The following is a 24,648-nucleotide window of genomic DNA, read 5'->3' as shown; positions in this document are numbered from 1 at the left end:
TCGAGGTCCGCACGTCGGCGACCGCTCCGGACCTCTGCCCACGGACCATCGCCCCACACGCAGTGCATTCCGTCGCGACGCAGGAAGTCACCGGCGGCGAACCGGTGGTGGGGCCGTGCACGAAGTCATCCGGCACCGCGCACGAACACAACCGGCACCACGCACCGTTCCACCCGGCACCGTCCCGGTGCGCCGGGGGCGGTTCCGGCTGCGGACAGTCGCGACGAAGCCGGAGCGTCGAAACTCCTGCCACCTCAGCATGCAACCATCCGCCATATCTGCGTGTCTCATCACATAAACAGCATGCGATGGCCAAGGGGGACATCATGCGAAGAATTGGGGCAGTGATAGCGGCGCTCGTTCTGGCGGGCACCGGGTTGGGAGCGGCGTCGTCCGCGGCGGGTGCCGCACCGGCGGCGGCTGCGCGTGCCGCGGCCTGCCCGACCGGCTGGGGCAGCGGCGCCAAGGGCGGTGTCACCGCCGGAGCCGTGCCGCTGGACGACATCAGGACCGGTCGGCACGCCTGCTACGACCGTATGGTGTTCGACGTGCCCGGTGGTGGCGGTTCCGTCGGCTACTACGTCAGGTACGTCGCGCGGCTCCAGCAGACCGCAAGCGGCCGCTACCTCCCGGTCGGCGGCGGAGCCGTACTCGACGTCCGTGTCGGCGCGCCGAGCTACGACCCGGAGACCGGCGCGTCCACGTATCCGGCACGGGTGGGCCGTACCCTTCCGGGCGTGAACCTCGCCGGGTACCGCACCTTCAAGGACACCCGGTTCGCCGGCAGCTTCGAGGGCGAGACCCAGATAGGTCTCGGTGTCCGGGCCCGTCTGCCGTTCCGGGTGATCCAGTTGTCCGACCGCCTGGTGGTCGACGTGGCCCACAACTGGACGGGCAGCCGCTGAGTGAACCCCAGGGGTGTGGAACGCACGCCGCCCGCGGACTTGCCGCGTGCCCCCGAGTCTGGTTGGGTACCGGCGCCCCGTGTGCACGGGGAGTGGCAGGCGGGAGGGACGGGCGGCGTGCATTCGACGGTTCGGCAGGACGGCACGGGCTCCTTGCCCGAAGGACTCGGGCAGGCGATACGAGAGACCGCCGACGACATCGCCACGCTGTTGCGGGGCGCGTCGGACACGGCGGTTCCGGTACCGCGATCGGAGTGGACCGTGGGCGAGGCGGCCGCCCATCTGGCGCTGGCCAACGAGCTGATGACCGACCTGGCGTCCGGGCGTGAGCGCCCCTACGGGGACGGCACCCCGCAGAGCCTCGCCGCGGCCAACGAACAGTCCCTGGCCGTCTTCGAGGAGCGCCGGGCCGAGCCGCTGGCGACGATGATCGCGGACCAGGCCGGCCTGTTCCTGGACGCCATGGCGCGGACCACGGCCCAAGGGTCCACCGGGGCCGACGACGGGCTCGTCCCGGCCACGCCGCTGGGATCCATGGACCGGCACACTCTCGCATCCTACCTGCTCACGCACATGCTGGGCCACGGATACGATCTCGCGCGCGCTCTGGGCCGCCCGCACATGGTCGACCCCACGCGGGCGGGACTCTGCATGCCGTTCATGCTCTCGGTCATGCCGCGCGTGACCAACACCGCGGCCACCGCCGGTCTCACGGCGCGCTACACGATCCGCCTCCGCGGCGGCGAGGCCTTCGGGGTGTCCCTGACCTCCGGCGCCGTGCAGGTCACACCGGGACCGCCGCAGGGCCGCTCGGACTGCACCATCCTCATCGAGCCCACGGCCTTCCTGCTCATCGCGCTGGGCCGGGTCAACCCCTGGCGCGCCATCGCCCGAGGTCAGATCCTCACGTGGGGACCCAAACCCTGGCTGGGCCCCCGCTTCCCGGCTCTGTTCACCGCGCCCTGAAACGCACTGTCCTTTCGGGCCACCCGGGCGGGCTACCCGTCGGATCGGGTGGCGCCGAAATGGGTCTCGTGCGTCCAGACGTGGGTGCAGGACGGGCACTGCAGGTGGAGCAGGCTGCCGGTGTTGGACAGCAGGTAGCGCCAGTGGTCGTGGCACGCCCGCCCCTGCTCGCAGGTGGCGCACCGGCGGCGGTCGTCGCAGTTCGGACAGTCCACCCAGGCCCGGCGGCCGATGTCGGCCTGCGGGTCAAGCGGCAGCATCGCCGCCGCCTCGCTTCGGAAGCACCCCGGCCGCGACCAGCTCGTCGTATATGCGCTGCTGCTCCGCGCTGAGGCCGGAGTACAGCAGGTCGTGCGCCTCCTCCTCGCCGCGCAGCGCAGCGACGGGGTCCCAGTCGGGCCCCAGCGCGGCCAGGGCATGAGTGCGCCGGAGCATTTCGTGGGCGGTCAGGTCGACGACGAAGTCGACCGGCTCGGAGGTTCCGGGGCGGTCCGCCGCGGGCCTGCTCGCCTCGGCGGATTCGTCCGGCTCGCCGGGAAGGATGGGGCCAAAAGAGGACATACAACCGAACGTAGGTAAGCCTTCCCCGCCACGGCAAGAGTAGGTGGGGGAAGTCACAGCAGGTCGGAAGGGCTGACGTCCGGGCTCGGGACGACGAGACGGGGCCCTGTCACTTCAGGATGTTGACCGCCCGCGCGACCACCAGGACGACGGTCACCAGGGAGACCGAGGACTGCAGCATCATCAGCATCTTCGCCCACCGTGACAGCGGCATCACGTCGGTCGGGCTGAAGGCGGTGGAGTTGGTGAACGACAGATACAGATAGTCGAGGAACGCCGGTTCCCAGTCCGGCGGGGCGACCTCCGGGCTCTGCATCTGCACGAAGAGGAAGTCGGGGTGCTGCTGCTCGCCGAGGGCCCGCGCCATCGGACCGCCGCGGTCCCACTCCCAGTACCACAGGGCGAACACGATCACGTTGGTCAGCCAGATGCCGCCGCCGGCCAGCAGCAGCGGCACCGCGTCCTGCCCGGCGCTGCCGCTCACCAGGTCCGCGACGAGCCGGACCGCCGCCCAGCCGTTGGCCAGGCTGATCACGCCCATCAGGGCCAGGCCCAGCCATCGCAGCCGGCGGGTCCGGGGCTCGACCCGTCGCGGGTTCGCGGCGATCAGGCCGGCCAGCAGCACCAGCTCCAGTACCGGCAGCACCCAGAACGGCTGGAGCGCGAGCCGGTGCGGCAGCATCAGCTGCAGGGCGACCGCCACCAGGATCACGGCGGTCACCGCCCAGCGTGGCTCCCCGCGCGTCGCTCGCCGCCACGCGGGGACCAGATCGCGCTCGCCGCTCTCCAGCAGCCGCTCGATCCTGGTCAGGCGGCCGTCGGCGTCGCCCGTGTCTTCGGTCATGGCGAGGATTGTCCCGGGTGGGGTCGCAGGCCCCGGAGCGGGGTCCGGGACGCGGTGCCGCCAGGCACCATCGAGGAGGGCCAGGCGTCGGTGTCAGCCGCTGATGAGCTGGGTGAACCGCTCGGTGTCGATGTTGCCGCCCGAGGCGATGACGCCGATCCGCCGCGGGAGGTTGTCCACGCGGCCGGACATGAGAGCGGCCAGGCCCGTGGCGCCGCTGGGTTCGAGGACGATCTTCAGGCGCTCGAAGGCGAACCTCATGGCCCGGACGATCTCTTCGTCACTGACGAGGGTGACGGCGTCGACCAGGCGCTGGTTGACGGCGAAGGTGATCTCGCCGGGGGTGGCGATCGCCTGGCCGTCGGCGATGGTGCGGGGCACGGGGATGGTGATCCGCTCGCCGCTCTCCAGGGAGCGCTTCGTGTCGTCGCCCGCTTCGGGCTCCACACCGATCATCCGGATACCGGGATGCAGTGCCTTCGCGGCGGTGGCGCTCCCGGCGATGAGGCCGCCCCCTCCGACGGGCACGAGGAGCGCGTCGAGTTCTCCGGTGTCCTCGAGGAGTTCGAGGGCGGCGGTGCCCTGGCCGGCGATGACGTGGGGGTGGTCGTAGGGCGGGATCAGGGCCAGGCCCCGGTCCTCGGCCAGAGCCTCCCCGAGCGCGGTGCGGTCCTGGGTGTAGCGGTCGTACGTCACGATCTCCGCCCCGTAGCCGGCGGTCGCCTCCATCTTGGAACGCGGGGCGTCCTCGGGCATCAGGATGACGGCGCTGGTGCCCAGTTCGCGGGCGGCCAGGGCAGTGGCCTGGGCATGGTTGCCGGACGAGTAGGCGGCGAGACCCTTGGCCAGTTGCTCGGCAGAGAGCTGGGCGGCCGCGTTGTAGGCGCCGCGGATCTTGAAAGCGCCGATCCGCTGGAAGTTCTCGCACTTGATGAACACCTCGGCGCCGACCAGCGAGTCAAGCGTGCGGGAGGTGAGTACGGGGGTGCGGTGGGCGATGCCCTTGAGGCGCGCGGCGGCCTCACGGACGTCGTCGAACGTTACGGGGGAAGCGGACGCCATGGCGTGTCCTTGCGCTGGGAGAAGGTACGGGAAGCAGGTACGGGGGCGGGATGGAGGCACGCGGGCGGGTCACCAGCCGCTGACGCGGTTCCAGGCCCCCTGGATCGCGGGCGCGGGGCCTTCCGGCTGTGTGCCGTCGACGACGTGGTAGCCGTGGTGCTGGGCCGCCGTGGCGCAGGCGTGGTTGGGCAGGATGCGCAGGCGGGTGCCGACGGGCAGGTCAGGCAGGGAGCCGCCGTCCCGTGGGGTGAGGGTGCCGTGCTCCTGGCTCGCGGCGCTCATGACGAGCCCGGGGATCAGGTGGCCGGTCAGGTCGGTGACCAGGCCGTAGCCCTGGTCCTGGGCCTGCGCGGAGGTACCGCGGTCGCGGGACATGGCCATCCAGCCGCCGTCGGTGATGATCCAACCGTACTCGGACCGGTGACCGATGACGGTGACGACCACCGACAGGGCCAGGTCGTCGAGGTCGCAGACGCCCAGCCCGGCCATGACCAGGTCGAAGAACACGTAGTTCCCGGCGCGCAGTTCGGTGACACCCGTGAGGTCCTCGGCCGCGTGGGCGGTGGGGGTGGAGCCGACGCTGACGACGTTCACGGGCAGGCCGGCGGCACGCAGTGTGTCGGCCGCGGTGACGGCGGTGTCGCGTTCGTTCTTCGCCGCGAGACGCCGGTCTTCTGCGGTGTGGGCGAAGTAGGACTCTCCCGCGTGGGTCAGGACGCCGTCGAGACAGCCGGCGTCGTGCAGAATGCGGCCGATGCCGACGAGTCCGGGCGCGTCGGGCTTGAGGCCGCCGCGGTGGCCGTCGCAGTCGATCTCGATCTGGGCGGGGATGCCGATGCCCGCCTCGCGCGCGGCGTCGGCGACGAAGGCCGCCTGTTCGCTGCTGTCGAGCAGGGTGCGCAGTGTGACTCCGCGACGCAGCAGGGCGATCACACGCGGCAGCTTGTGGGGGTCGACACCGACGGCGTAGGTGATGTCGGTGTAGCCGCCGTCGGCGAACGCTTCGGCTTCGGCAAGGGTGGATACGGTCACAGGGCCGGGCGTGCCGTCGTGCATGAGGGCGGCGACGTCGAGGCTCTTGGCCGTTTTGACGTGCGGGCGCAGAGTGACCCCGAGCCGGTCCGCCCGCTGGGCCAGCCGTTCGATGTTGCGTCGTGTCCTGTGCACGTCGACCACGGCGAACGGGGTGCCGGGATCGGCCAGGGTCCGGATGGGAGCCGAGGGCGGGGTGCCGGTCACAGCGTGATGTCCATCCTCTTCAGAAGGGCCAGACCCAGGTAGAGGTCCTGCAGGCCGATGCCGGAGCTGTCGAAGACCGTGATGTCACCGTCGTCGTGGCGTCCCGTGGCCCGGCCGGTGAGGACCTCTCCGAGCGGGGTGAGGACCGTCCCCTCGGGGGCGTGCTGGCTTTCGCCCATGCGGCGGGCCTGTTCGGGCAGGTCGCAGAAGACGCGTGCCAGGGAGAACAGTTGGGGGTCCAGTTCCCGTTTGCCGGGGGCGTCGGCGCCCATGCAGGAGATGTGGGTGCCGGGCCGGACCCATCGGGCCCGGAACAGAGGCGGGGCATCGGCACGGGCGGTGGTCGCGGTGACGATCACATCGGCCCGGGCGCAGGCTTCTTCGGCACCGGTCGCCGTCGCGGTACGGCCTTCCGCCACAAGGTCGGCGGCCAGTCGTCCGGCGCGGTCCTTGTCGCGGCCCACGAGCAGCACCTCACCGATCGGACGGACGCGGCTGACCGCCCGCGCTTCGTAGCCGGCCTGGTGCCCGGTGCCGAACACGGCCAGGGTGGTGGCGTCGGGGCGAGCCAGCAGATCCACGGCGAGGGCGTCGGCGGCCGCGGTGCGGTAGGCGTTGGCGGTGCCGACTTCCAGGACGGCGGCGATCCTGCCGACCGTCTGATCGAAGAGCAGCAGCGTGGAGTGATGGCGTGGCAGCCCGTGCTCCGGGTTGCCCGGCCAGTAGCTGCCGATCTTCACCCCGGCATGCGTGGCGGAGGCCGACGGCTTCAGTGTGAAACGGTTCTTCGGATCGGATCCGTGCACGGCCAGACTGGGGAGGACGACGCCGTCCACAGTCGCGGCGAACGCCTCGCGGGCGGCCTCAAGAGCCAGCTCCTCATCCACGAGCGCGGCAGTCTGCTCCTCGGCGATGTGCAGCAGACGGCGGCCACCGCCGTTCTCCTGGGCCAGGTCAGTCGAGGGCGGCAAGCGCGCCCACCTCCACTGCCCAGCCGGCGGCCGACCGGAGATCTGCGTTCATGACGGGTGGCCCTTCACTTGGTGTAGTTGTAGACGGTCGCCCGGGACACACCGAGCAGATCCGCGATGGTCTGCGCGGCATCGCGGGAGTCGAAGTAACCGTCCCCGTGCAGCTGTCGTACCAGTGCCTTCTTGGCCTCCCGGCCCAGCGACCTCGGGGTGCCCCCGCGTTCCGCGGCGCACACCTCGACCGCCCGGCGCAGCTCGCGGGCGTTGCGGTCGCGCAGTGCCTCCAGCGGCTGTTCGCGGTGCTCGGTGTCGGTCGCGACGAGATTGGCCAGGGCGAGCGTGACCGGCGACAGCACAGAGACGTCGAGGTTCAGGCACAGGGCCGCGATGTACTCGCCGGCGGCGTTCTTGATTCCGATCGACGTGCTCTTCGCCGGCCGGCCGTCGGGGAACTGGTTGGGGTAGTTCTGGATCACGCTGGGGTACTGCGGGTCGGCGATGCGGGCCAGACCCAGCTCGGTCGCGGAGTCGCCGACCCGGCGGCCGGAGAGGTTGTTCTCGATCGCCCGGATGGCGTGCTGCGGGTCGCGCAGGTCGTGCAGAACCACCTCGCAGAGGCCCGGGAACATCCGCCCCAGGGCCACGGCGATCTTCTCCGCTTCGCGGATGAGGTGCTCATCCGCCTCGGCCGAAGCGGTGTCCATGAGGTGGTCCATGGAAGACACTCCCGGTGGCTTCGAGTCGACAGGTCTCCCGGGCGGTCCGCACACGCAACCTCGACTGTTTTTCTAATTCTGGACAACAATGCTAGACGGTTGGCCCCCCGGCCGTCCAGACACAGCCGTACGCGCGGCCACCGACGTCGCCTCAGAGGTCGTCTCCATGGCCGGTCCAGCTCCCTGGCGCAGGTGAGCGAGCATCTCGTGGTTCACGGGGTAGGGGCGTTCACGGGGCAGGAGTTGGCGTGCGGCGTCCACGTCTCCGGCCTGCACGTGCGCGTGGATCGTGCGGACGAGCGGGGTGATGTCGGTGATGGAGGTGATCCACTCGTCGGCGTAGAGATGTGCGGCTTCGCCGGCGAGGCCGAGTTGGAGCGACCGGTGGGGAAGAGGCTGGAGACGCAGGTCGCGTTCGGGGTCCCATTGCACCCGGGCCGGAGCCCGCTTCAACTGGCGCGTCCACGTGGCGCGGTCGGCGTGGAGCCCATGCTCGTAGTGGGACAGGCAGGCGTGTTCCAGCGCCCACTCGAAGCCTTCGCGGGAGATCTCGACGGCGAGGACGGTCTCCTGGCCTCTTTTGGTGCCCCACCCGCAGCGGTACATCATCCATAGGAACGACGGTTTGATCCATGTCATGCGGTCCCGCTGCCACACCGCCGGGAAACGGCCCTCCCGAGCGGCCGGCAGACCGATCTCCGGCGCGTACGCCTGGTAGACGGTGACCGTGGAGTCCGTGTGCAGGGCTCGAATCTGATATCTGGGTTCTGCCACGGGGACCAGGGTGGGCACACTGCTTCGCGCGCGCCATCGAATTACCGCGGCGCGCGGCCGTGCGGGACGCACTGCAGCACCTGCTGCAGCACCTGCTGGACGGTGACCCGAGCACGGCCGGCCAGTTCGTCGGCCACGACGGCGACGAGGAGGAACTGGGGGCCACGTCGAGCGCGTGGAAGCCCAGGACCGGCTGGGCCGCCCCGAGCGGCCCAGCAGTCAGCGCGGCCCCGGCCCGTCGCGACTAGCCCTCCGCGACGATACGGCGTGCCGCCTCCGCTTTCTTGCGGTGGGCGGTGCGCAGCTTCTCCAGCGCCTCGGCGTCCTTCTTGATGTCCGCCTGCTGAATGCTGGATTCGGCCGTGAACCAGATACCGAGCAACTCGGTCTTCCCCTTGCACCGCACATCCGCGGTCGCGGTCTTCTTCTCCTTCCCGGAGACCGTTGCGCCCTGGAAAGCGGGGTTGTTCAGTGGCTCCATCGGGGACTTGTATTGGAATCCGGAATTCCGCATGCAGGCGGACCATTTCCGGAATCCGTCCTTCACCTTCGGATCGGTGAGGGATTTCTCGTAGCTACCGGTGGCGATTCGGCTCGCGACCGCCGCTCCGGCCGGGTCGTCGTACCCCTTCGAGAGCTTTCTGACCGACTGCCCGAAACAGCCGTCCGCCGGAACCTCTTTCCCCTTGTACATGACCTTGTCCCGCGCGCCCGTGACCGAGCCCCGCTTGCCGTAGAACACCGGGAGCGCATCCGTCGGGAGATCCGGCTGTGGGGGCGGCGGGCCGGCATCGGAGTTCGGGTGGTAGCCGAAGCGTGCCGCCTCGCTCGCGCTCGACAGTCCGTAGCGGCGATCGGCGGGCTTGGCCGCCCTCGGGGCCGGCTTCGCCGGTTCGTAGGCGATGCCGTAGGTGCGCATGCAGCGCCGCGTCAGTACCTGCTGGGCCGACTCGATCGCGGTGTCCTCGGCCGCGGTGTAGCTGTACCGGGCGATGGGCAGTCGGGTGGTGTACGTGATCTGCCGCTCGGCCGCCGGGCCGCCGGAGGCGGGCTGTTCCGCGGCCCCGGCCGGGCCGCCACCCCCGCCCGTACCGTTCCCGGAGGAACAGCCGAGCAGGGCGGCGGCCAGGGCCAGGCAGACTGGTGCCAGGCGTCGCACGCGGATCAGAACTTGTAGCAGTTGCCGTCGTAACGGCCGTAGCCGAAGGACGCGTTGTTGTTGTACGTCTTCACGAGGCGGTCGCCCGGGTCTTCGCCGGTGGTCTTGAAGGCCGGGATGGCGTCGCAGGCGCCCGCCAGGTTGCTGTTGTAGTAGATGACCAGGTTGTAGGGGGCCATGTTCACCGCGGAGGCGGCGTTGTTCTTGACCGCCTGACCCTTTCCGGCCCCGGAACTCAGGAACGTGTAGCCGTTCAGGCTGTAGTGGTCGAAGCCCACGAAGACGGTTCTCGACCCCTCCAGGCCGCTGTTGTAGTAGAAGACCATGCAGTAGGTCTCGGAGTTGGGACAGGTCAGCGAAGCGGAGGCCTGGGACTGCGGGGCCGTTCCGAGTACCAGGCCCGCGGTGGCGGCGGCGGTGAGGCCCAGAGCGGCGAGCTTTCGGCGCATGCGCATGGGAAATTCCCTCAGGGTTGGTCGGGCACGGGCAGTGCGGCGCTCGAATTCCTCGCCGCGTGGGTCGCCCGATCTTAACAACGCTTGATCCGTAAGGGAATTGCAATTTCTTGGCCGCCGACTTCCCGGCTCGGGAATGCAAGAGTCCGCTTAAGGGTGTGTGAATTCCGGTGGCATTTCTCCGCGTTGACCGGTTCATACGGAAAGCGCGCCCTGTGCGCTTCCGGCCCGTCGCTACAGGCGGCGCAGGATCTGGGACTCCACCCGCTCGACGAATGTGCGGCCGTAGACGTGCACGAGGGACAGGTGCAGGAGGGCGGGCGCCAGGGGTGCCCAACGGTGGACGCGGTCGGCGCGCAGCATGTAGGTGACGACCGCGGCCGGCCGGAACGGTACGTAGTCGATGGTCTGGTGCTCCCAGCGATCGGCCACTCCCCGGCTCATGCGCGCCTGAAGGCTCGTGCTCGAGAGGTCCTTCAGCCGGGCGTAGAAGTGACCGCTCCAGTGCCGCCTGTCCGTGTCCAGCACGAAGGCCAGCAGGTCGAGCGAGTATTCGTGGGGCTCCAGGGCCAGCTCCTCCCGCATCCCGCGCCGGGCCACCGCGTGCAGGTCCGGCGCGTTCCTCCCGGCGGAGTCGATGTGCCGCGAGAGCCCCTCGTTGACCGAGGAGTTCCAGACCCCCGGTGCCATGCGTACGCGGTTGCTCCGGCGGCTCACGACCAGCATGTCGTCGGCGGTGACCACGGCGACGTTGACGGCGAAGCTGCACTGGAGAAAGGCCGGGGCCGTCAGCGGATCCTCGGGATCCAGATAGCGGGTCCGGGGCGTGGCGCCGTCGGGGAGGCGACGGTCCAGTTGCTGGGCGGCGAGGAAGGTGTAGTAGTCGGTCGGGCGCAGCCGCAGCCGGATCTCGGACCGTTCGTCGAGTGCGGTACGGGAGATGTCGAACGACTCGACGGCGTAGCGCGGACCGTTCCACAGCGGCACGCTCCCCTCCGCCCTCAGGCGCTCGCTCTCCTCGGCGATCTCGTCCCGCCACCCGGCCATCTCCTCCGGCAGCCGCACCTCCTCGTCGAGCACCTGGACATCGATGGCTTCCACGGACACCGGCGACGTCCCGTCGCCTTCGACGATCAGGGCGGAGGTCTGCAGGGGCCCGAGGGAGAAGGTCCGCCAGGCCGGCCCCGACTCCTCCCGCCGCCGCATGGTGCGCAGCACGGTCGCCGAGCGCTTGCGCACCCGGTACCAGAGGTTCTGCAACGGCTGCTGGAACAGCACCGCGCAGACCATGCCGAGCACGGCCCCCATCACGCCGTTGGCGATATCTATCCCGTCCATGCCACAGACACTAAGGATCTTGCTGCGATCGGGGGCCGTCGTGCCTGATCCGTTACGCCCCGGTGCCGCTCAGGCCGCGATCGTCTTCGTAGCGACATCAAGGGGGCTGCTGACGGGGCCGAATCCGGCCGACCGCGGCAAGCCGGGATCGACAACCACCTGATCACCGACCGGAACGGGTTGCCGTTGTCCCAGGGGCATCTTGGGGCGGACATACGCGACAGCCAGGGTCTGGAGCCGCTCGTCCGCGCTGTCCCGCCCATCCGATCGCGCCGCGGGCCGCGACGCCGGCAACCGACGCAACTGCACGCAGACAAGGGCTACGGCTTCCTCAGCCGCCCGAGGCCTCCGTCACGGGGTAGGGGACGAAGGTGCCGGCGTTCTGGTCGATCCTCAGCGGCCTGCCGAGGGGCGGGGCGGCGCGCTGGGGGCAGTCGAGGCGTTCGCAGACGCGGCAGCCCATGCCGATGGGGGTGGCGGCGGAGGCATTGGTGAGGTCGAGACCGTCGGAGTAGACGAGGCGGTGGGCGTGGCGGATCTCGCAGCCGAGGCCGATGGCGAAGGTCTTGCCGGGTTCGCTCCAGCCGCCGCGGTGCCGGGTGATCGCTCGGGCGGTCCACAAGTAGCGCTGCCCGTCGGGCATTTCCGCGATCTGTACATGGATGCGGCCGGGCGCGGCGAACGCCTCGTAGACGTTCCACAACGGGCAGGTACCACCCGCGCGGGAGAAGTGGAAGCCGGTCGCGGACTGGCGTTTCGACATGTTGCCCGCCCGGTCGACGCGGACGAAGGAGAAGGGCACGCCGCGCAGTCTCGGGCGCTGGAGGGTGCTCAGGCGGTGGCAGACGGTCTCGTAGCCGAGGCTGTGACGGTCCGTGAGGCGTTCGATGTCGTAGCGCACCTCCTCCGCCGCGGAGTGGAAGTCCCGGTACGGAAGGATCAGCGCGGCGGCGAAATAGTTGGCGATGCCGATGCGGGCCAGGGCGTGGGCGGGCGACCCCGGTGCGAAGTCCTCGGCGGCCTGACTGGTGAGCGTGTCACCGTGTTCGAGCAGGGCGAGCTGGGTGGCCATGCGGAAGGCGCGCTGGCCGGGGCGCAGCCGGGTGGACAGGTGCAGGGTGCGCGTCGAGTCGTCGTAGTGGTGCAGGTGGTCGCCGGTCTCGACGGTCAGGCGGATGCCGTGGCCGTCGGCGAGGCGGGCGGTCAGGACCCGGAGGACGTCACCGGGACGGATACCGACCTCCGCGGCAAGCGACTCGGCGGCGAGGTCGGTTTCGTGCAGGTAGTTCTGGCGGCGGTAGAAGAAGTCGCGGATCTCCTCGTGGGGTGAGATCGGTGTCTCCTGGTCGCCGTCACGGCCGCCGGAGACGGTGGCGAGGCGTTCTGCCAGACGGTGATTGCGGCGGCCGAGGTCCAGCAGGACCTGGGCGACCGCCGGCATGCGCGTGGCGAGTTCCGCCAGGTCGGACGAGGAGACGCGGGCCTCGGTGATCTCGCCGGCCAAGGCCTCCCTGAGGTCGGCGACCAGCCGGCTGGTATCGCGCTCGGAGAAGAAGCCGGCGTCGACGCCGAAGGCTTCCGTCAGCCGCAGCAGAACGGGAACGGTGAGCGGGCGCGAGTCGTGCTCCATCTGGTTCAGATAGCTCGGGGAGATGGCCAGGACGCGCGCCAGTTGCGCCTGGCTCATCCGACGCTCCTCGCGCAGCCGCCTCAGCCGCGCCCCCGCATAGGTCTTGCCCACCGCGCCCACCTCCGTGTCCGGGACCAGGTCAGCCTAGCGAAGCCGTCGCCCGTGCACGCTTTGCAAAGTTGGCAATCAACAGCTGAAAGATTCACAGAAGTTGGCATTCAGCCATGGTTGATGGCACCCAGTGCCAATGCCAGAGTCTCAGTGCGGCCCGCCGGACCCGGCGGTCGCCACTCGGATCCGGGCGCGATTCATGCCCTGACGTCGGAGATCCCGGCGATGGTGGCGGCCGGTGAACGGCAGCATTGCTCACCTTCTCCGCTCAGCGGACGGCGGGCCGCATCCGGAGAGAGACACAGAGTGCCACCCTGCTCCTCCGAGGCAGCGGATTGGCAGAATCAACAGACCGAGGAGACGGTGACAGTCATGGCAGATGCGAGGACGCAGGCGGCCGAGGAACTCGCGCGGCGCTGGTCGACCGACCCCCGGTGGCAGGGCATCGAGCGCACCTACTCCGCCGAGGACGTGGTGCGACTGTCCGGCAGTGTCCGTGAGGAGCACACCCTGGCCCGGCGCGGCGCCGAGCGCCTGTGGCGGCAGCTGCACGACCTGGACTACGTCCACGCGCTCGGAGCCCTCACCGGCGGTCAGGCCGTGCAGCAGGTGAAGGCCGGGCTCCAGGCGATCTACCTGTCCGGCTGGCAGGTCGCCGCCGACGCCAACCAGGCCGGACACACCTACCCCGACCAGAGCCTGTACCCCGCCAACTCGGTGCCGCAGGTGGTCCGTCGGATCAACAACGCGCTGCTGCGCGCCGACCAGATCGCCACCGCCGAGAACGCCGGCGACACGACCGACTGGCTCGCCCCGATCGTCGCCGACGCGGAGGCCGGCTTCGGCGGCCCGCTGAACGCCTTCGAGCTGACCAAGGGGATGATCGCGGCCGGCGCGGCCGGCATCCACTACGAGGACCAGCTCGCCTCCGAGAAGAAGTGCGGCCACCTCGGCGGCAAGGTCCTGGTACCGACCTCGCAGCACATCCGCACCCTGAACGCGGCCCGGCTCGCCGCCGACATCGCCGACACGCCCACGGTCATCGTCGCCCGCACCGACGCCCTGGCCGCCAACCTGCTGACCAGCGACGTCGACGAGCGCGACGCCGAGTTCGTCACCGGCGAGCGCACCGCCGAGGGCTTCTACCGCGTACGCAACGGCATGGCCCCGGTCATCGCCCGCGGGCTCGCCTACGCCCCGTACGCCGACCTGATCTGGGTCGAGACCGGCACCCCCGACCTGGCGCAGGCCCGCGAGTTCGCCGAGGCCATCCATGCCCGGTACCCGGACCAGATGCTCGCCTACAACTGCTCGCCGTCCTTCAACTGGAAGGCGGCACTGGAGGACGACCAGATCGCCAAGTTCCAGCGCGAACTGGGCGCGATGGGCTACAAGTTCCAGTTCATCACGCTGGCCGGATTCCACTCCCTCAACCACGGCATGTTCGACCTCGCCCGCGGCTACGCCGAGCACGGCATGACCGCCTACGTCGACCTGCAGGAGAAGGAGTTCGCCGCGCAGGCCCACGGCTTCACGGCCGTCAAGCACCAGCGCGAGGTCGGCACCGGCTACTTCGACCTCGTCTCCACCGCCGTCAACCCCGCCTCCTCCACCACCGCGCTGGCCGGCTCCACCGAGGAAGAGCAGTTCCACTAGGCGCACCCGTTCGGCCCGTCGGGCCCGTCCAGCCCGTCCGGTCCGCCCCAGCCGAACGGGGGTCGTACGACCGTCCCCGTCCGACCCCCGTTCCCCCTTCCTTCCGCAGGAGAACCGATGCCCACCAGTGCTCCGACCCGCCACGTCCGCATCCTCGCTCCCCTGGGCGACCGTCACGACGAGATCCTCACGCCCGCCGCCCTGGACTTCGTCGGTCAGCTGGCCTCGGCCTTCGCCCGGCGCCGCCAGGACCTGATGAAGGAACGCCGGCGCCAGGTCCTGCGCCTGGCCAGTGGGTCCCCGCTCGACTTCCCGATGGTCACCGCCGCCGTCCGCGCCGACCCCTCCTGGCGTGTCGCACCGCCCGCCCCCGGCCTGACCGACCGCCGCGTGGAGATCACCGGCCCTCCGGACCGCCGCATGACGGTCAACGCCCTCAACTCCGGTGCCCGTGTGTGGATGGCCGACTTCGAGGACGCCACCGCTCCCACCTGGAACAACGTGATCGGCGGCCAGCTCAACCTGCTGGACGCCATCGAGCGGTGCATCGACTTCACCGCCGACGACGGCAAGGAATACCGACTCGCCGACCGGGATCAGCTCGCCACCATCGTCGTACGGCCACGCGGCTGGCATCTCGACGAAGAACACCTGGAGTTCGACGGCCGTCCGGTGCCCGCCGCGCTCGTCGACTTCGGCCTGTACTTCTTCCACTGCGCGCAGCGCCAGATCGACGCCGGGCACGGCCCGTACTTCTACCTCCCCAAGCTGGAGAACCGCTACGAGGCCCGCCTGTGGAACGACGTCTTCGTCGCCGCCCAGGAACTGCTCGGCATCCCCCACGGCACGATCCGCGCCACGGTCCTCATCGAGACGATCACCGCCGCGTTCGAGATGGAGGAGATCCTCTACGAGCTGCGCGAGCACAGCTCCGGCCTCAACGCGGGCCGCTGGGACTACCTCTTCAGCCTGATCAAGACCTTCGGCCACCGCACCGACTTCCTGCTGCCCGACCGTGCGAAGGTCACGATGACCGCCCCCTTCATGCGCTCCTACACCGAACTGCTCGTGCGCACCTGCCACCGACGCGGCGCCCACGCCATCGGCGGCATGGCCGCCCAGGTGCCCAGCAAGGACCCGGCCGCCCACGAGGCGGCGCTCGCCAAGGTCCGACTGGACAAGGAGCGCGAGGCCGAAGACGGCTTCGACGGCTCCTGGGTCGCCCACCCCGGGCTCGTGCCCGTCTGCCGCGAGGTCTTCGACTCCGTCCTCGGCGACCGGCCGCACCAGCTCGACCGCACCCGGGACGACGTGGCGGTGACGGCCGCGGACCTGCTGTCCGTGCGCCGCATCAGCGGACCGCCCACGGCAGAGGGCGTGCGGACGAACATCGCGGTCGCCCTGCGCTACTTCGCCGCCTGGCTGCGCGGGCAGGGCGCCGTCGCGCTGAACGGCCTCATGGAGGACGCGGCCACGGCCGAGATCGCCCGGGTGCAGATCTGGCAGTGGCTGCGGCACCGCGTGATCGACCGGGACACGGTCCTCGGGATGCTCGACGAGGAACTCGTCGCTCTCGGCGCCGAGTACCCGTGGGCGCCGGTCGACGAGATCCGTGACCTCTTCGAACACACTGCACTGACCGGTGAGTTGCCGCTCTTCTTCACGCCGGACGCCTATGCCCGCCACCTCGTGCGCCGGACGGAGACCCGGTCATGAGCGGCGGCATCCGGCGCGTCGGAGTGGTCGGCGGCGGCCAGATGGGCGCGGGCATCGCCGAGGTGTGCGCACGGGCCGGGCTGGACACGGTGGTCTGCGAGGCCGACGCCACGGCCGCCCTCGCGGCACGGGGGCGTGTGGCCTCCTCGCTGGAGCGTGCGGTGCAGCGGGGCAAGCTGGAGCCGGCCGCCGCGCAGGACGCCCTCGCCCGCCTGGTGTTCACCGGCGATCTGGAGGACCTGGCGGACCGGGAGCTGGTCGTCGAGGCCGTCATCGAGAACGCGGAGGCCAAGACCGAGGTGTTCGCCGCCCTCGACAAGATCGTCGAGGACCCGGCGGCCGTTCTCGCCACGAACACCTCCTCGCTCCCCGTCATGCGCCTCGGAATGGCCACCGGTCGCGCCGACCGGGTCGTGGGACTGCACTTCTTCAACCCGGTGCCCGTACTGCCGCTGGTCGAGGTCGTGTCCTCGCTGCACACGGCACCGGAGACCCTGGCCGCCGTCGAGGACTTCGCCGCACGCACGCTCGGCAAGACGGTCGTCCACTCCCGGGACCGAGCGGGCTTCGTCGTCAACGCGCTGCTCATCCCGTACCTTCTGGCGGCCGTCCGCATGGCGGAGTCCGGCTTCGCCACGGCCGCCGACATCGACACCGGCATGGAGCTGGGGTGCGCCCACCCCATGGGGCCGCTCCGGCTCGCGGACCTGATCGGGCTGGACACCGTCGCCTCGATCGCCGAGTCGCTCTACGACGAGTTCCGGGAACCCCTCCACGCCCCTCCCCCGCTGCTCCAGCGGATGGTCGAGGCGGGACTGCTGGGCCGTAAGACCGGCCGCGGGTTCCACGTGTACGGCCAGGACTGAGCAGCCTGGCACCACTGGGCTGAGGGGCCCGGACCGCACCCGCCGGCCGAGGGAACCGGCGGGTGGACGCAGGGGAAGGGCGGGGGCGCACAGGCGACGCCTCCCGTCCGGCCGTCCGTGCCCGTCGTCCATCCCACCGTCCGAATGGTGGAGTGGGACTCCGGCCGCTCGCGCCACCGTCTAGGCTTGCCGGTGCAGCTGGTTCGCCCCGTCCGCCAGACGGGACGCGTCGTAAGAGGGAACCCGGTGGGAATCCGGGACTGCCCCGCAGCGGTGAGCGAGAACGACCGCCGTCATACGCACTGGGCCCGACGTACCGGGCCTGGGAAGCGACGGCCAGTAGGTGTCCTCCTCGGTGAGGACGTGCCCGCGAGTCCGAAGACCTGCCATCTGCCCGTGTGCGAAGCACTCGTACGCGGACATCCCGGTGACCCCGAGGGCGGGTCGGCGAACACACCGCACGGACGGCCACCGGTCGCTGCCGTCCGGTCCGTCACCCCTTCGCGCTCTCGTCCCGTCCCCGGGATCTCAGGGATCAATCTCGCGAAGGAGATCTCCGTGACCACCAAGCCCGCAGCCGCGGCAGCACGGGCCACCGTGTACGGCTACCCCCGCCAGGGACAGAGCCGGGAACTGAAGAAGGCGATCGAGGGCTACTGGAAGGGCCGCGTCACCGCCGCCGCCCTGGGCGCCACCGCCACCGAAGTGCGCCGTACGAACTGGCGGCAGCTCGCGGACGCCGGCATCGGCGAAGTGCCGACCGGCGACTTCTCGTACTACGACCACGTGCTCGACACCACCGTCATGGTCGGCGCGATCCCCGCACGCCACCGGGAGGCCGTCACCGCCGACCCGCTGGCCGGGTACTTCGCCATGGCGCGCGGCACGCAGGACGCGGCGCCGCTCGAGATGACCAAGTGGTTCGACACCAATTACCACTATCTCGTGCCCGAACTGGGTCCGGACACGGTCTTCTCGGGCAACTCGGCCAAGCAGGTCGCGGAGTTGCAGGAGGCCCTCGCGCTCGGCCTGACCGCGCGGCCCGTGCTCGTCGGTCCCGTCACGTACCTTCTCCTCGCCAAGCCCGCGCCCGGCGTGCCCGCGGACTTCGACCCGCTCACCCTGCTCGACCGACTGCTTCCGGTGTACGCCGAGGTCCTCACCGACCTGCGCGCGGCAGGCGCGGAGTGGGTGCAGCTGGACGAGCCCGCGCTCGTCCAGGACCGGACACCGGCCGAGCTGAACGCGGCAGCCCGCGCCTACCGCGACCTCGGTGCCCTCACGGACCGGCCGAAGCTGCTCGTCGCCTCCTACTTCGACCGCCTCGGCGACGCCCTGCCGGTACTCGCCAAGGCCCCGGTCGACGGCCTCGCCCTCGACTTCACCGAGTCGGCCGCCGCCAACCTGGACGCGCTCGCGGCCATCGGCGGGCTGGCGGGCAAGCGCCTGGTCGCCGGTGTCGTCAACGGCCGCAACATCTGGGTCAACGACCTGGAGAAGTCCCTCGCCACGCTCGGCACCCTCCTCGGCCTGGCAGACCGGGTGGACGTGTCGGCCTCCTGCTCCCTCCTGCACGTCCCCCTCGACGCCTCGGCGGAGCGGGACATCGAGCCACAGATCCGGCGCTGGCTCGCCTTCGCCCGGCAGAAGACCACCGAGATCGTCACGCTGGCCCGCGGGCTGACCCGCGGCCCGGACGCCATCGCCGCCGAACTGTCCGCCAACCGCGCCGACCTCGCCTCCCGGGCAGGCTCGCCCATCACGAGCGATCCGGCCGTCCGCGCCCGCGGCGCCGCCGTCACCGATACGGACGCCCGCCGTTCCCAGTCGTACCCCGAGCGGGCCGCCGCCCAGCGCTCCCACCTCGGCCTGCCGTTGCTGCCCACGACCACCATCGGCTCCTTCCCGCAGACAGGCGAGCTGCGCACCGCCCGTGCCGACCTGCGTGCGGGCCGGATCGACACGGCCGGCTACGAGGAGCGGATCAGGGCGGAGATCCAGGAGGTGATCGCCTTCCAGGAGAAGGCCGGCCTGGACGTCCTGGTGCACGGCGAGGCCGAACGCAACGACATGGTCCAGTACTTCGCCGAACAGCTCACCGGCTACCTCGCCACCCAGCACGGCTGGGTCCAGTCCTACGGCACGCGTTACGTCCGTCCGCCGATCCTGGCCGGGGACATCTCCCGCCCGGAACCGATGACGGTGCGCTGGACGACCTACGCCCAGTCCCTCACCCCTCGCCCGGTGAAGGGCATGCTCACCGGGCCGGTCACCATGCTCGCCTGGTCGTTCGTCCGTGACGACCAGCCGCTCGCCGACACCGCCCGCCAGGTCGCCCTCGCCCTGCGCGACGAGGTGAACGACCTGGAGGCGGCGGGCACTTCGGTGATCCAGGTGGACGAGCCCGCGCTGCGCGAGACACTGCCGTTGCGTGCCGCCGACCATGGCGCGTACCTGGCGTGGGCCACGGAGGCGTTCCGCCTGACCACCAGCGGCGTGCGGCCGGACACCCAGGTCCACACGCACATGTGCTACGCCGAGTTCGGCGACATCGTCCGGGCCATCGACGGCCTCGACGCGGACGTCATCAGCCTGGAGGCCGCCCGCTCCCATATGCAGGTCGCCCGCGAACTCGCCGCCTACGGCTACCCGCGCGAGGCCGGACCGGGCGTGTACGACATCCACTCCCCGCGGGTACCCGGGGCGGACGAGGCGGCCGAACTGCTGCGCCTCGGGCTCCGGGCCATCCCCGCCGAGCGCCTGTGGGTCAACCCCGACTGCGGGCTCAAGACCCGCGGTTGGCCCGAGGTGCGGACCTCCTTGGAGAACCTGGTCGCTGCGGCACGCACGGTGCGCGCGGAGCTGTAGCGGGCCATTCTCCGGTCACCGAGCCCCCCCCCCCGTCCGTTCTGGCCGGGGCGGGCGTGCATGGCTGCCGGGCATGCCCGTACCGTCGTACGCATTCGGTCCAGGACAACCCGCCGTGCGGCGGAAGCAGGAGGAGCAACCGCGTGACCAGCCGTGTCACCCTCATCTCACCAGCGACCACACCGTCACTGCGGCGGGCCCGCTTCGACGACGGCGACTCGATCGAGGAAAGTGCAGGGGCACGGGCCAGGTCGGCGGCCGGATCCCTGCCGCCTGCCGGCCGGGTCTTCGCCTCTCCCAGCGTGCGCTGCCGGGAGACAGCCTCCGCGCTCGGCCTCGATGCCTCACCGGACCCGGCACTGGCGGGCCTGGACATGGGCCGCTGGCGGGGGCGGACGCTGGAGGAGGTCGGTGCCGCCGAGCCGGAGGCGGTGGCCGGCTGGCTGGCCGATCCGGGGGCCGCACCGCACGGCGGAGAGTCGGTACGGGTGTTGTGCGCGCGGATCGCACGGTGGCTGGACACGACTGCTCTGGCCGACGACAGGACGGTCGCCGTGGTGGAGCCGGAGGTGGTGCGGGCCGTGGTGGTGCACGCGCTGGGCGCGCCCGAGGCCGCGTTCTGGCGTGTCGACGTCAGGCCGCTCACGGCGACGGAAGTCACCGGCCGGTCCGGCCGCTGGAACCTGCGGCTCGGACACGACCTCGCCCAGTCGGGGGAAGCAGCAGGTCGCTGACGCCGCTCACCATGATGGTTGCGCAGGCGGTCGCGTCCCGGTGGCGCCGCAGCGACTCCGCGACCGCGCAGCGCAGGCAGCCGGTGTCCGTGTCAGGGCGACCGCCTCAGGTCCGCCAGGAGCGATGTGGAACGGTCGGGGCTGTGGGGATGTGCGGCCACCGGGCTCCTCCGCTCCTGCACGCCGCGGGTGCTCGGGGGAACGCGAGAGGGCCCCCGGATGGTTCCGAGGGGCCCTGTCGTGTCCTGAAGGATTCAGTGTGCGGCCGGAATCGTCTGTCCACTCGCGGCGGTCGCGGGCTTCGGGTTCAGCAGGCGTTCGGCCAACTCGCCGAAGAGCAGACCGAAACCGCCCCACAGAACGGTCTGGATGGCCAGCGCCGAGAGCCGGAACCGCCACAGCAGAGCGGCCGGGAAGTCCTTCGGCACCTCGTCGACGACCGGCAGGAACCCATACGCCACCCCGATCACGACGACGAACGCCGCCACCGCGGCCACCGTCGCCCACCAGGCGCCCAGCGAGGGCGCGAGGCGCTTGCCCACCATGGTGGCGGCAATCGCCAGGAGCACGCTGAGCAGCATCATCAGGAAATACAGCGTGGTCCGCCTGCCGATGGTGTCCGGGTCACCGACCGACGGCGGATTGGCCGGGTACTTCAGGAACGGCACCACGTACACGGCCACCAGGGCACAGACCGACAGCAGCAACGCGGTCGCCCGCGGGCTGAAGCGGCCCACCCGGCCCAGCGCGAAGCAGTACGCGAGCGCCGCGATGCCACCGAAGGCGACCCCGTAGACGAGGACACCGGTGGCCAGACCGGCGGTGGACTGCAGGGAGCGGGAGACGACTTCCATCTCGTGCTCGTGGGAGTGGGCGTCCTCGAAGCCGATCGCCCTGTCCACGCTCGGCTCACCGAGGAGGTAGGCGACGACGAGAGCGAGCACACCGGCGGCCAGACCGGCGAGCATGCCCCGCACAAGGAGGTTTCTTACCGTTGCGGAGTTCATGAGAGTGCGGCGTCCCTCGCGTCAGTGGCAGGGGAAGCCGAGCAGGTGACGGGCGTCGTGCACCCACTCATGGACGTCCGTGCCGCTGAACACGGAGGTGGCGCCCTGCTCGGCGCCGACGAAGTACAGCAGAACCAGCATCAGGATGCCGAAGAAGACCCCCCACGGCGCTATCGCCTTCAGCGGCAGCGTGGCGGGAACAACGGGAGTGGCTGTCGGCGGAGCGACGGTCTGCGCCATGGCAGGACCTCCTCTGGGAGTTCGCGTCCCATCTCGGTGGTGCACAGGACGACGGCCACGGGTCTGACTCACGAAACACCCCTTCTTCCAAGGTGTCTCGCACACAGTGGCGCGACCGTACCGGATTCCCACCGGCTTCCGTCTCGCCGTCGTCAATATCGCACCGACCGTACCGCGTGCCGCCTGCCCGGCCAAGACCGCCTGGACAGTCGTGATCTTCCTCTCGCCGTGCACCCGAAGCGCGCGCTCGGTCCTACCGGGGAACGCCGGGTCTGCCGGGCCGTACGGCCCGGCAGACCCGCCCTGTCACAGCGCCGCTAACCGCGGCGACCCGACGGATCGTGCGCGACCGCGTCCCGGCCGTGGTCGTGGACCGGATCGGCATCGAAGGATCCGGCGCCTGCGACGACTTCCGCTTCCACCGCCCGGTCACCGTGCCCCGGCCACCAGGCCGCGTGGCCGATCAGCGCGGTGAGACTCGGGGTGAAGAACATCGACATGACAAAGGCGGCGACCGCGATACCGAAGGAGACCGCGAAGCCCATCTCCGTGAGCAGTGCGTTGCCCGCCAGCATCATCGTGGCGAAGGTCGCCGCCAGGATGAAACCGGCCGCCGCGACGGTGGGCCCGGCATGTCGCAGCGCCATGCCGGCCGCCTCACGCGGGTCACGGCCCTCGCGGGCCTCCTCGCGGAGCCGGGCGATCATGAGGATGTTGTAGTCGGTGCCGATGGCGACAACGAAGAGATACATGATCACCGGGAGCATGAACATCAGACCCGAGTGTCCCTGTCCCTCCTGGAAGATCCACACGGTTGCGCCGAGAGTGGCGCCGAAGCCGAGGCCCACCGAGGCCATCAGATACCAGGGGGCGACCACACTGCGCAGCAGCAGCCCCAGGATCACCATGATCAGGAGGGCGGCGACCGGGAAGACCGTCCGGTAGTCGTGGTTGACCGCGGTGTTGATGTCCTTGTAGATCGAGGACATGCCGCCGACGAGGGCTTCGGTCCCCTCGGGGGCGTCGGAGTGCGCGACGTCGCGCACCTCGCCCACGGTGTCGATCGCCTTGTCCGTCGATGCCTCGTACTTGAGCGTGACGGTGAAGTCCGCCGTGGTCCCTTCCTTGTTCAGCTGGGTCATGCGGGCAGTCGCGACGCCGTCCACGGCACCGAGTTTCTTCGCGTACGCGTCGAAGCCGGCCTTGTCCAGCGGTTTGCCGCCGGTGCTGGACAGATAGACGTCGGTGGGTGCGGCGGCGCCCGCCGAGTACGCCTTCTGCATCTCGTCCTGGACGACCATGGACTCCTTGGTCTTGGGCATGGAGCCCGACGCCAGGTCGAACGTGGCCTTGTAGCCGAGCGTACCGAGCGACAGCGCGACCATGACGAGTCCGGACACCACGGCCGTCAGCGCCGGGCGGCGCTGCACACCGCGGCCGAGGGCGGCGAAACGCGCGTTGGCCGGCTCCTGTTGCCAGGACTTGGACGGCCAGAAGACCTTCGGCCCGATGAGCGAGACCACGGCCGGGATCAGCGTGAGGCCCGCGACCAGGGTGGCAGCGACCGCGATGGCGAGCGCCGGGCCCATCTGCTTCAGGAAGCCCAGCGTGGACAGCACCAGGGCGAAGAAGGCGATGATGACCGCTCCGGCGGCCGAGGCGATGGCCTCGCCCACCCGGGCGACCGCGTTGACCATGGCCTGTTTGGGTTCGTCGCCGGCGCGCAGGCGTTCGCGGTAGCGGAACATCAGGAAGAGGAAGTAGTCCGTGCCCACGCCGAAGAGCACGACGATCAGGATCGACGAGATCGAGCTGTTGGCCTGCAGGTCGAACAGCTTGGTGGCGTACGCGATCAGCCCGTTGGCGATCGCGGACACCAGGCCGATCAGGACCAGGGGCAGTAGGGCGAGGATCGGCGCCCGGAAGATGATCAGCAGGGTCACCAGGATGATCACAAAGGTGCCGATGCCGATCAACGCCTGGCCGCGCTTGGACGAGTCCTGCTGGTCGAGGGCCTGGGCGGCGGAGCCGCCGAGCTTGACATCGAGATGGGTGCCCTTGGCCAGCTCCTTCACGTCCTCGCGCAACACCTTGGCCGCATCCGCCTGTTTGGGCTGGCCGGCGTTCTTGCTGTCCATCTGCACCAGGGTCAGGTCGTACCTGCCGTCCTTGGACGGCAGGCCGGGGACGACCTTCTGCACCTGGTCGATGTGCTTCTTGCCCAGGTCGGAGGTGATCCGGGCGATGTCCTTCTTGTCTGCGGCGGTCAGCTTGCCGCCGTCGGTGCGCTGATACAGCGCGATCGCGGACGGGGTGAAGGCGCTGGGGAACGCCCTCTCCTGGAGATCCGCCGCTTTGATGGACTCATAACTCTTGGGCAGGAAACTGCTCTCGTCGCTGTTCGAGGGCAGGCTCGGTGCGGTGGCGACGATCGCCACCGCCGCGATCAGCCATGCCAAAATCGTCCAGACGGGATGTCGGACGACGGCATTCCCAATGCTTCGGAACATGCGGAAGGTCCTCCTGGGCAGGAAGATCACCGCAGCCCGGGGAGCGGACCCCGGCATCGGCGACCCTGACCGGCCCACATGCTCGGGCCGGTCGTCTGGTTGTCTTGAGATGCGATCGTAGTAACCGCACGACGCGATCATTTCATTCGGCGAACATCCGACGCGAAATGCTGTTGTATTTCCGGCCAGATGGTGTGTCGCCTTGCCGGGCAGTGGACTCCCGCCCTAAGGGCCCGCAGATCATTAACTCGTCTCTTTGATCTTCGATTAGGTGCGGTCTGGAGTGAGGAAGGCCGCGATGTCGGCAGGTGTGCGGAAGC

22 protein-coding genes, 1 pseudogene and 2 riboswitches are annotated in these 24,648 nt (G+C 70.3%); of the genes and pseudogenes, 8 read left to right on the top strand and 15 right to left on the bottom strand.

The features are described 5' to 3' along the window. The first annotated feature begins 326 nt into the window (after nucleotides 1-326). Both ACIRU3_RS24790 and ACIRU3_RS24785 read left to right on the top strand, forming a co-directional pair. Entirely contained in the window at nucleotides 327-905 is a 579-nt protein-coding gene (locus ACIRU3_RS24790; protein ID WP_404060031.1) for a hypothetical protein, read from the top strand. 117 nt (nucleotides 906-1,022) lie between these two features. Continuing rightward, nucleotides 1,023-1,871, top strand: a complete 849-nt coding sequence (locus ACIRU3_RS24785; RefSeq protein ID WP_404060029.1) for a maleylpyruvate isomerase family mycothiol-dependent enzyme — start codon at nucleotides 1,023-1,025, stop codon at nucleotides 1,869-1,871. A gap of 32 nt (nucleotides 1,872-1,903) precedes the next feature. Here the strand turns inward: ACIRU3_RS24785 and ACIRU3_RS24780 are convergent, their stop codons facing one another. The 8 genes and pseudogenes from ACIRU3_RS24780 to ACIRU3_RS24745 all read right to left on the bottom strand — a co-directional run. After that, nucleotides 1,904-2,131, bottom strand: a complete 228-nt coding sequence (locus tag ACIRU3_RS24780) for a hypothetical protein (protein ID WP_404060026.1) — start codon at nucleotides 2,129-2,131, stop codon at nucleotides 1,904-1,906. Continuing rightward, nucleotides 2,118-2,432, bottom strand: a complete 315-nt coding sequence (locus ACIRU3_RS24775) for a DUF6400 family protein (RefSeq protein ID WP_404060024.1) — start codon at nucleotides 2,430-2,432, stop codon at nucleotides 2,118-2,120. Before ACIRU3_RS24775 ends, ACIRU3_RS24780 begins: the two co-directional genes overlap by 14 nt. A gap of 109 nt (nucleotides 2,433-2,541) precedes the next feature. Continuing rightward, entirely contained in the window at nucleotides 2,542-3,276 is a 735-nt protein-coding gene (locus tag ACIRU3_RS24770) for a hypothetical protein (protein ID WP_404060021.1), read from the bottom strand. Between the two features lie 93 nt (nucleotides 3,277-3,369). Further along, nucleotides 3,370-4,338, bottom strand: a complete 969-nt coding sequence (locus ACIRU3_RS24765; protein WP_404060018.1) for a threo-3-hydroxy-L-aspartate ammonia-lyase — start codon at nucleotides 4,336-4,338, stop codon at nucleotides 3,370-3,372. A gap of 69 nt (nucleotides 4,339-4,407) precedes the next feature. Further along, entirely contained in the window at nucleotides 4,408-5,577 is a 1,170-nt protein-coding gene (locus ACIRU3_RS24760) for a DSD1 family PLP-dependent enzyme (protein WP_404060015.1), read from the bottom strand. Further along, a complete protein-coding gene (locus ACIRU3_RS24755) occupies nucleotides 5,574-6,548 on the bottom strand; it encodes an ornithine cyclodeaminase family protein (RefSeq protein WP_404060013.1) in 975 nt (324 codons plus the stop codon). The genes ACIRU3_RS24760 and ACIRU3_RS24755 overlap by 4 nt, the downstream gene beginning before the upstream one ends. A 65-nt stretch (nucleotides 6,549-6,613) precedes the next feature. Further along, the gene (locus ACIRU3_RS24750) at nucleotides 6,614-7,264 is read right to left on the bottom strand and encodes a transcriptional regulator (protein WP_404060010.1); all 651 of its coding nucleotides are present in this window, start codon (nucleotides 7,262-7,264) and stop codon (nucleotides 6,614-6,616) included. A 183-nt stretch (nucleotides 7,265-7,447) separates the two neighbouring features. Continuing rightward, nucleotides 7,448-8,038 (bottom strand): annotated as a pseudogene (locus ACIRU3_RS24745) (DUF4291 domain-containing protein); the annotation flags it as partial. Between the two features lie 59 nt (nucleotides 8,039-8,097). On the opposite strand from ACIRU3_RS24745, the gene ACIRU3_RS24740 reads away from it, so the two are divergent. After that, nucleotides 8,098-8,286 (top strand): hypothetical protein, encoded by a 189-nt coding sequence (locus tag ACIRU3_RS24740; protein ID WP_404060007.1) that lies wholly within the window; start codon nucleotides 8,098-8,100, stop codon nucleotides 8,284-8,286. Here ACIRU3_RS24740 and ACIRU3_RS24735 read toward each other — a convergent pair. From ACIRU3_RS24735 to ACIRU3_RS24720, 4 genes are all read right to left on the bottom strand, one after another. Beyond that, nucleotides 8,283-9,197 carry a hypothetical protein gene (locus tag ACIRU3_RS24735; protein WP_404060004.1) on the bottom strand — a complete coding sequence of 305 codons (915 nt, stop codon included), beginning with the start codon at nucleotides 9,195-9,197 and terminating at the stop codon, nucleotides 8,283-8,285. The two genes, ACIRU3_RS24740 and ACIRU3_RS24735, sit on opposite strands and share 4 nt — an antisense overlap. A 5-nt stretch (nucleotides 9,198-9,202) precedes the next feature. After that, a complete protein-coding gene (locus ACIRU3_RS24730; RefSeq protein ID WP_404060002.1) occupies nucleotides 9,203-9,652 on the bottom strand; it encodes a peptidase inhibitor family I36 protein in 450 nt (149 codons plus the stop codon). A 234-nt stretch (nucleotides 9,653-9,886) separates the two neighbouring features. After that, nucleotides 9,887-10,990, bottom strand: a complete 1,104-nt coding sequence (locus ACIRU3_RS24725) for a hypothetical protein (RefSeq protein WP_404060000.1) — start codon at nucleotides 10,988-10,990, stop codon at nucleotides 9,887-9,889. Between the two features lie 331 nt (nucleotides 10,991-11,321). Beyond that, nucleotides 11,322-12,731 (bottom strand): short-chain fatty acyl-CoA regulator family protein, encoded by a 1,410-nt coding sequence (locus ACIRU3_RS24720; RefSeq protein WP_404059998.1) that lies wholly within the window; start codon nucleotides 12,729-12,731, stop codon nucleotides 11,322-11,324. Nucleotides 12,732-13,103: 372 nt separating this feature from the next. Here ACIRU3_RS24720 and aceA point away from each other — a divergent pair, with 372 nt between their 5' ends. The 5 genes from aceA (at nucleotide 13,104) to ACIRU3_RS24695 (ending at nucleotide 20,571) form a co-directional block, all read left to right on the top strand. After that, nucleotides 13,104-14,387 carry an isocitrate lyase gene (gene aceA, locus ACIRU3_RS24715; RefSeq protein ID WP_404059996.1) on the top strand — a complete coding sequence of 428 codons (1,284 nt, stop codon included), beginning with the start codon at nucleotides 13,104-13,106 and terminating at the stop codon, nucleotides 14,385-14,387. Between the two features lie 117 nt (nucleotides 14,388-14,504). After that, nucleotides 14,505-16,103 (top strand): malate synthase A, encoded by a 1,599-nt coding sequence (aceB, locus tag ACIRU3_RS24710; protein ID WP_404059993.1) that lies wholly within the window; start codon nucleotides 14,505-14,507, stop codon nucleotides 16,101-16,103. Continuing rightward, complete coding sequence (locus ACIRU3_RS24705) at nucleotides 16,100-16,969, top strand: 3-hydroxybutyryl-CoA dehydrogenase (protein ID WP_404059989.1); 870 nt, start codon at nucleotides 16,100-16,102, stop codon at nucleotides 16,967-16,969. The genes aceB and ACIRU3_RS24705 overlap by 4 nt, the downstream gene beginning before the upstream one ends. Nucleotides 16,970-17,151: 182 nt before the next feature. Beyond that, a riboswitch (cobalamin riboswitch) is annotated at nucleotides 17,152-17,375 on the top strand. 152 nt (nucleotides 17,376-17,527) lie between these two features. Next, nucleotides 17,528-19,837, top strand: a complete 2,310-nt coding sequence (metE, locus tag ACIRU3_RS24700) for a 5-methyltetrahydropteroyltriglutamate--homocysteine S-methyltransferase (protein WP_404059986.1) — start codon at nucleotides 17,528-17,530, stop codon at nucleotides 19,835-19,837. Nucleotides 19,838-19,980: 143 nt separating this feature from the next. Next, complete coding sequence (locus tag ACIRU3_RS24695; protein ID WP_404059983.1) at nucleotides 19,981-20,571, top strand: histidine phosphatase family protein; 591 nt, start codon at nucleotides 19,981-19,983, stop codon at nucleotides 20,569-20,571. Between the two features lie 254 nt (nucleotides 20,572-20,825). Here the strand turns inward: ACIRU3_RS24695 and ACIRU3_RS24690 are convergent, their stop codons facing one another. From ACIRU3_RS24690 to ACIRU3_RS24680, 3 genes are all read right to left on the bottom strand, one after another. After that, nucleotides 20,826-21,578, bottom strand: a complete 753-nt coding sequence (locus tag ACIRU3_RS24690) for a CbtA family protein (RefSeq protein ID WP_404059980.1) — start codon at nucleotides 21,576-21,578, stop codon at nucleotides 20,826-20,828. A 21-nt stretch (nucleotides 21,579-21,599) separates the two neighbouring features. Continuing rightward, nucleotides 21,600-21,818, bottom strand: coding sequence for a CbtB-domain containing protein (locus ACIRU3_RS24685; protein ID WP_404059977.1), 219 nt, complete (start codon nucleotides 21,816-21,818; stop codon nucleotides 21,600-21,602). 36 nt (nucleotides 21,819-21,854) lie between these two features. Beyond that, a riboswitch (cobalamin riboswitch) is annotated at nucleotides 21,855-22,004 on the bottom strand. Between the two features lie 131 nt (nucleotides 22,005-22,135). Beyond that, entirely contained in the window at nucleotides 22,136-24,328 is a 2,193-nt protein-coding gene (locus ACIRU3_RS24680; RefSeq protein ID WP_404059974.1) for an MMPL family transporter, read from the bottom strand. Nucleotides 24,329-24,648: the final 320 nt, after the last annotated feature.

The organism is Streptomyces sp. NPDC101151 (genome assembly GCF_044768335.1).
Classification (GTDB): domain Bacteria; phylum Actinomycetota; class Actinomycetes; order Streptomycetales; family Streptomycetaceae; genus Streptomyces.
This window is presented reverse-complemented; position numbering and strand designations above follow the sequence as displayed.

Bases quoted from the DNA above. Each gene is read 5' to 3' on its own strand.
- ACIRU3_RS24790 (WP_404060031.1), top strand. From the start codon at position 327: ATGCGAAGAATTGGGGCAGTGATAGCGGCGCTCGTTCTGGCGGGCACC.
- ACIRU3_RS24780 (WP_404060026.1), bottom strand. From the start codon at position 2,131: ATGCTGCCGCTTGACCCGCAGGCCGACATCGGCCGCCGGGCCTGGGTG.
- ACIRU3_RS24775 (WP_404060024.1), bottom strand. From the start codon at position 2,432: ATGTCCTCTTTTGGCCCCATCCTTCCCGGCGAGCCGGACGAATCCGCC.
- ACIRU3_RS24770 (WP_404060021.1), bottom strand. From the start codon at position 3,276: ATGACCGAAGACACGGGCGACGCCGACGGCCGCCTGACCAGGATCGAG.
- ACIRU3_RS24765 (WP_404060018.1), bottom strand. From the start codon at position 4,338: ATGGCGTCCGCTTCCCCCGTAACGTTCGACGACGTCCGTGAGGCCGCC.
- ACIRU3_RS24750 (WP_404060010.1), bottom strand. From the start codon at position 7,264: ATGGACCACCTCATGGACACCGCTTCGGCCGAGGCGGATGAGCACCTC.
- ACIRU3_RS24730 (WP_404060002.1), bottom strand. From the start codon at position 9,652: ATGCGCATGCGCCGAAAGCTCGCCGCTCTGGGCCTCACCGCCGCCGCC.
- ACIRU3_RS24725 (WP_404060000.1), bottom strand. From the start codon at position 10,990: ATGGACGGGATAGATATCGCCAACGGCGTGATGGGGGCCGTGCTCGGC.
- aceA (WP_404059996.1), top strand. From the start codon at position 13,104: ATGGCAGATGCGAGGACGCAGGCGGCCGAGGAACTCGCGCGGCGCTGG.
- aceB (WP_404059993.1), top strand. From the start codon at position 14,505: ATGCCCACCAGTGCTCCGACCCGCCACGTCCGCATCCTCGCTCCCCTG.
- ACIRU3_RS24705 (WP_404059989.1), top strand. From the start codon at position 16,100: ATGAGCGGCGGCATCCGGCGCGTCGGAGTGGTCGGCGGCGGCCAGATG.
- ACIRU3_RS24690 (WP_404059980.1), bottom strand. From the start codon at position 21,578: ATGAACTCCGCAACGGTAAGAAACCTCCTTGTGCGGGGCATGCTCGCC.
- ACIRU3_RS24685 (WP_404059977.1), bottom strand. From the start codon at position 21,818: ATGGCGCAGACCGTCGCTCCGCCGACAGCCACTCCCGTTGTTCCCGCC.
- ACIRU3_RS24680 (WP_404059974.1), bottom strand. From the start codon at position 24,328: ATGTTCCGAAGCATTGGGAATGCCGTCGTCCGACATCCCGTCTGGACG.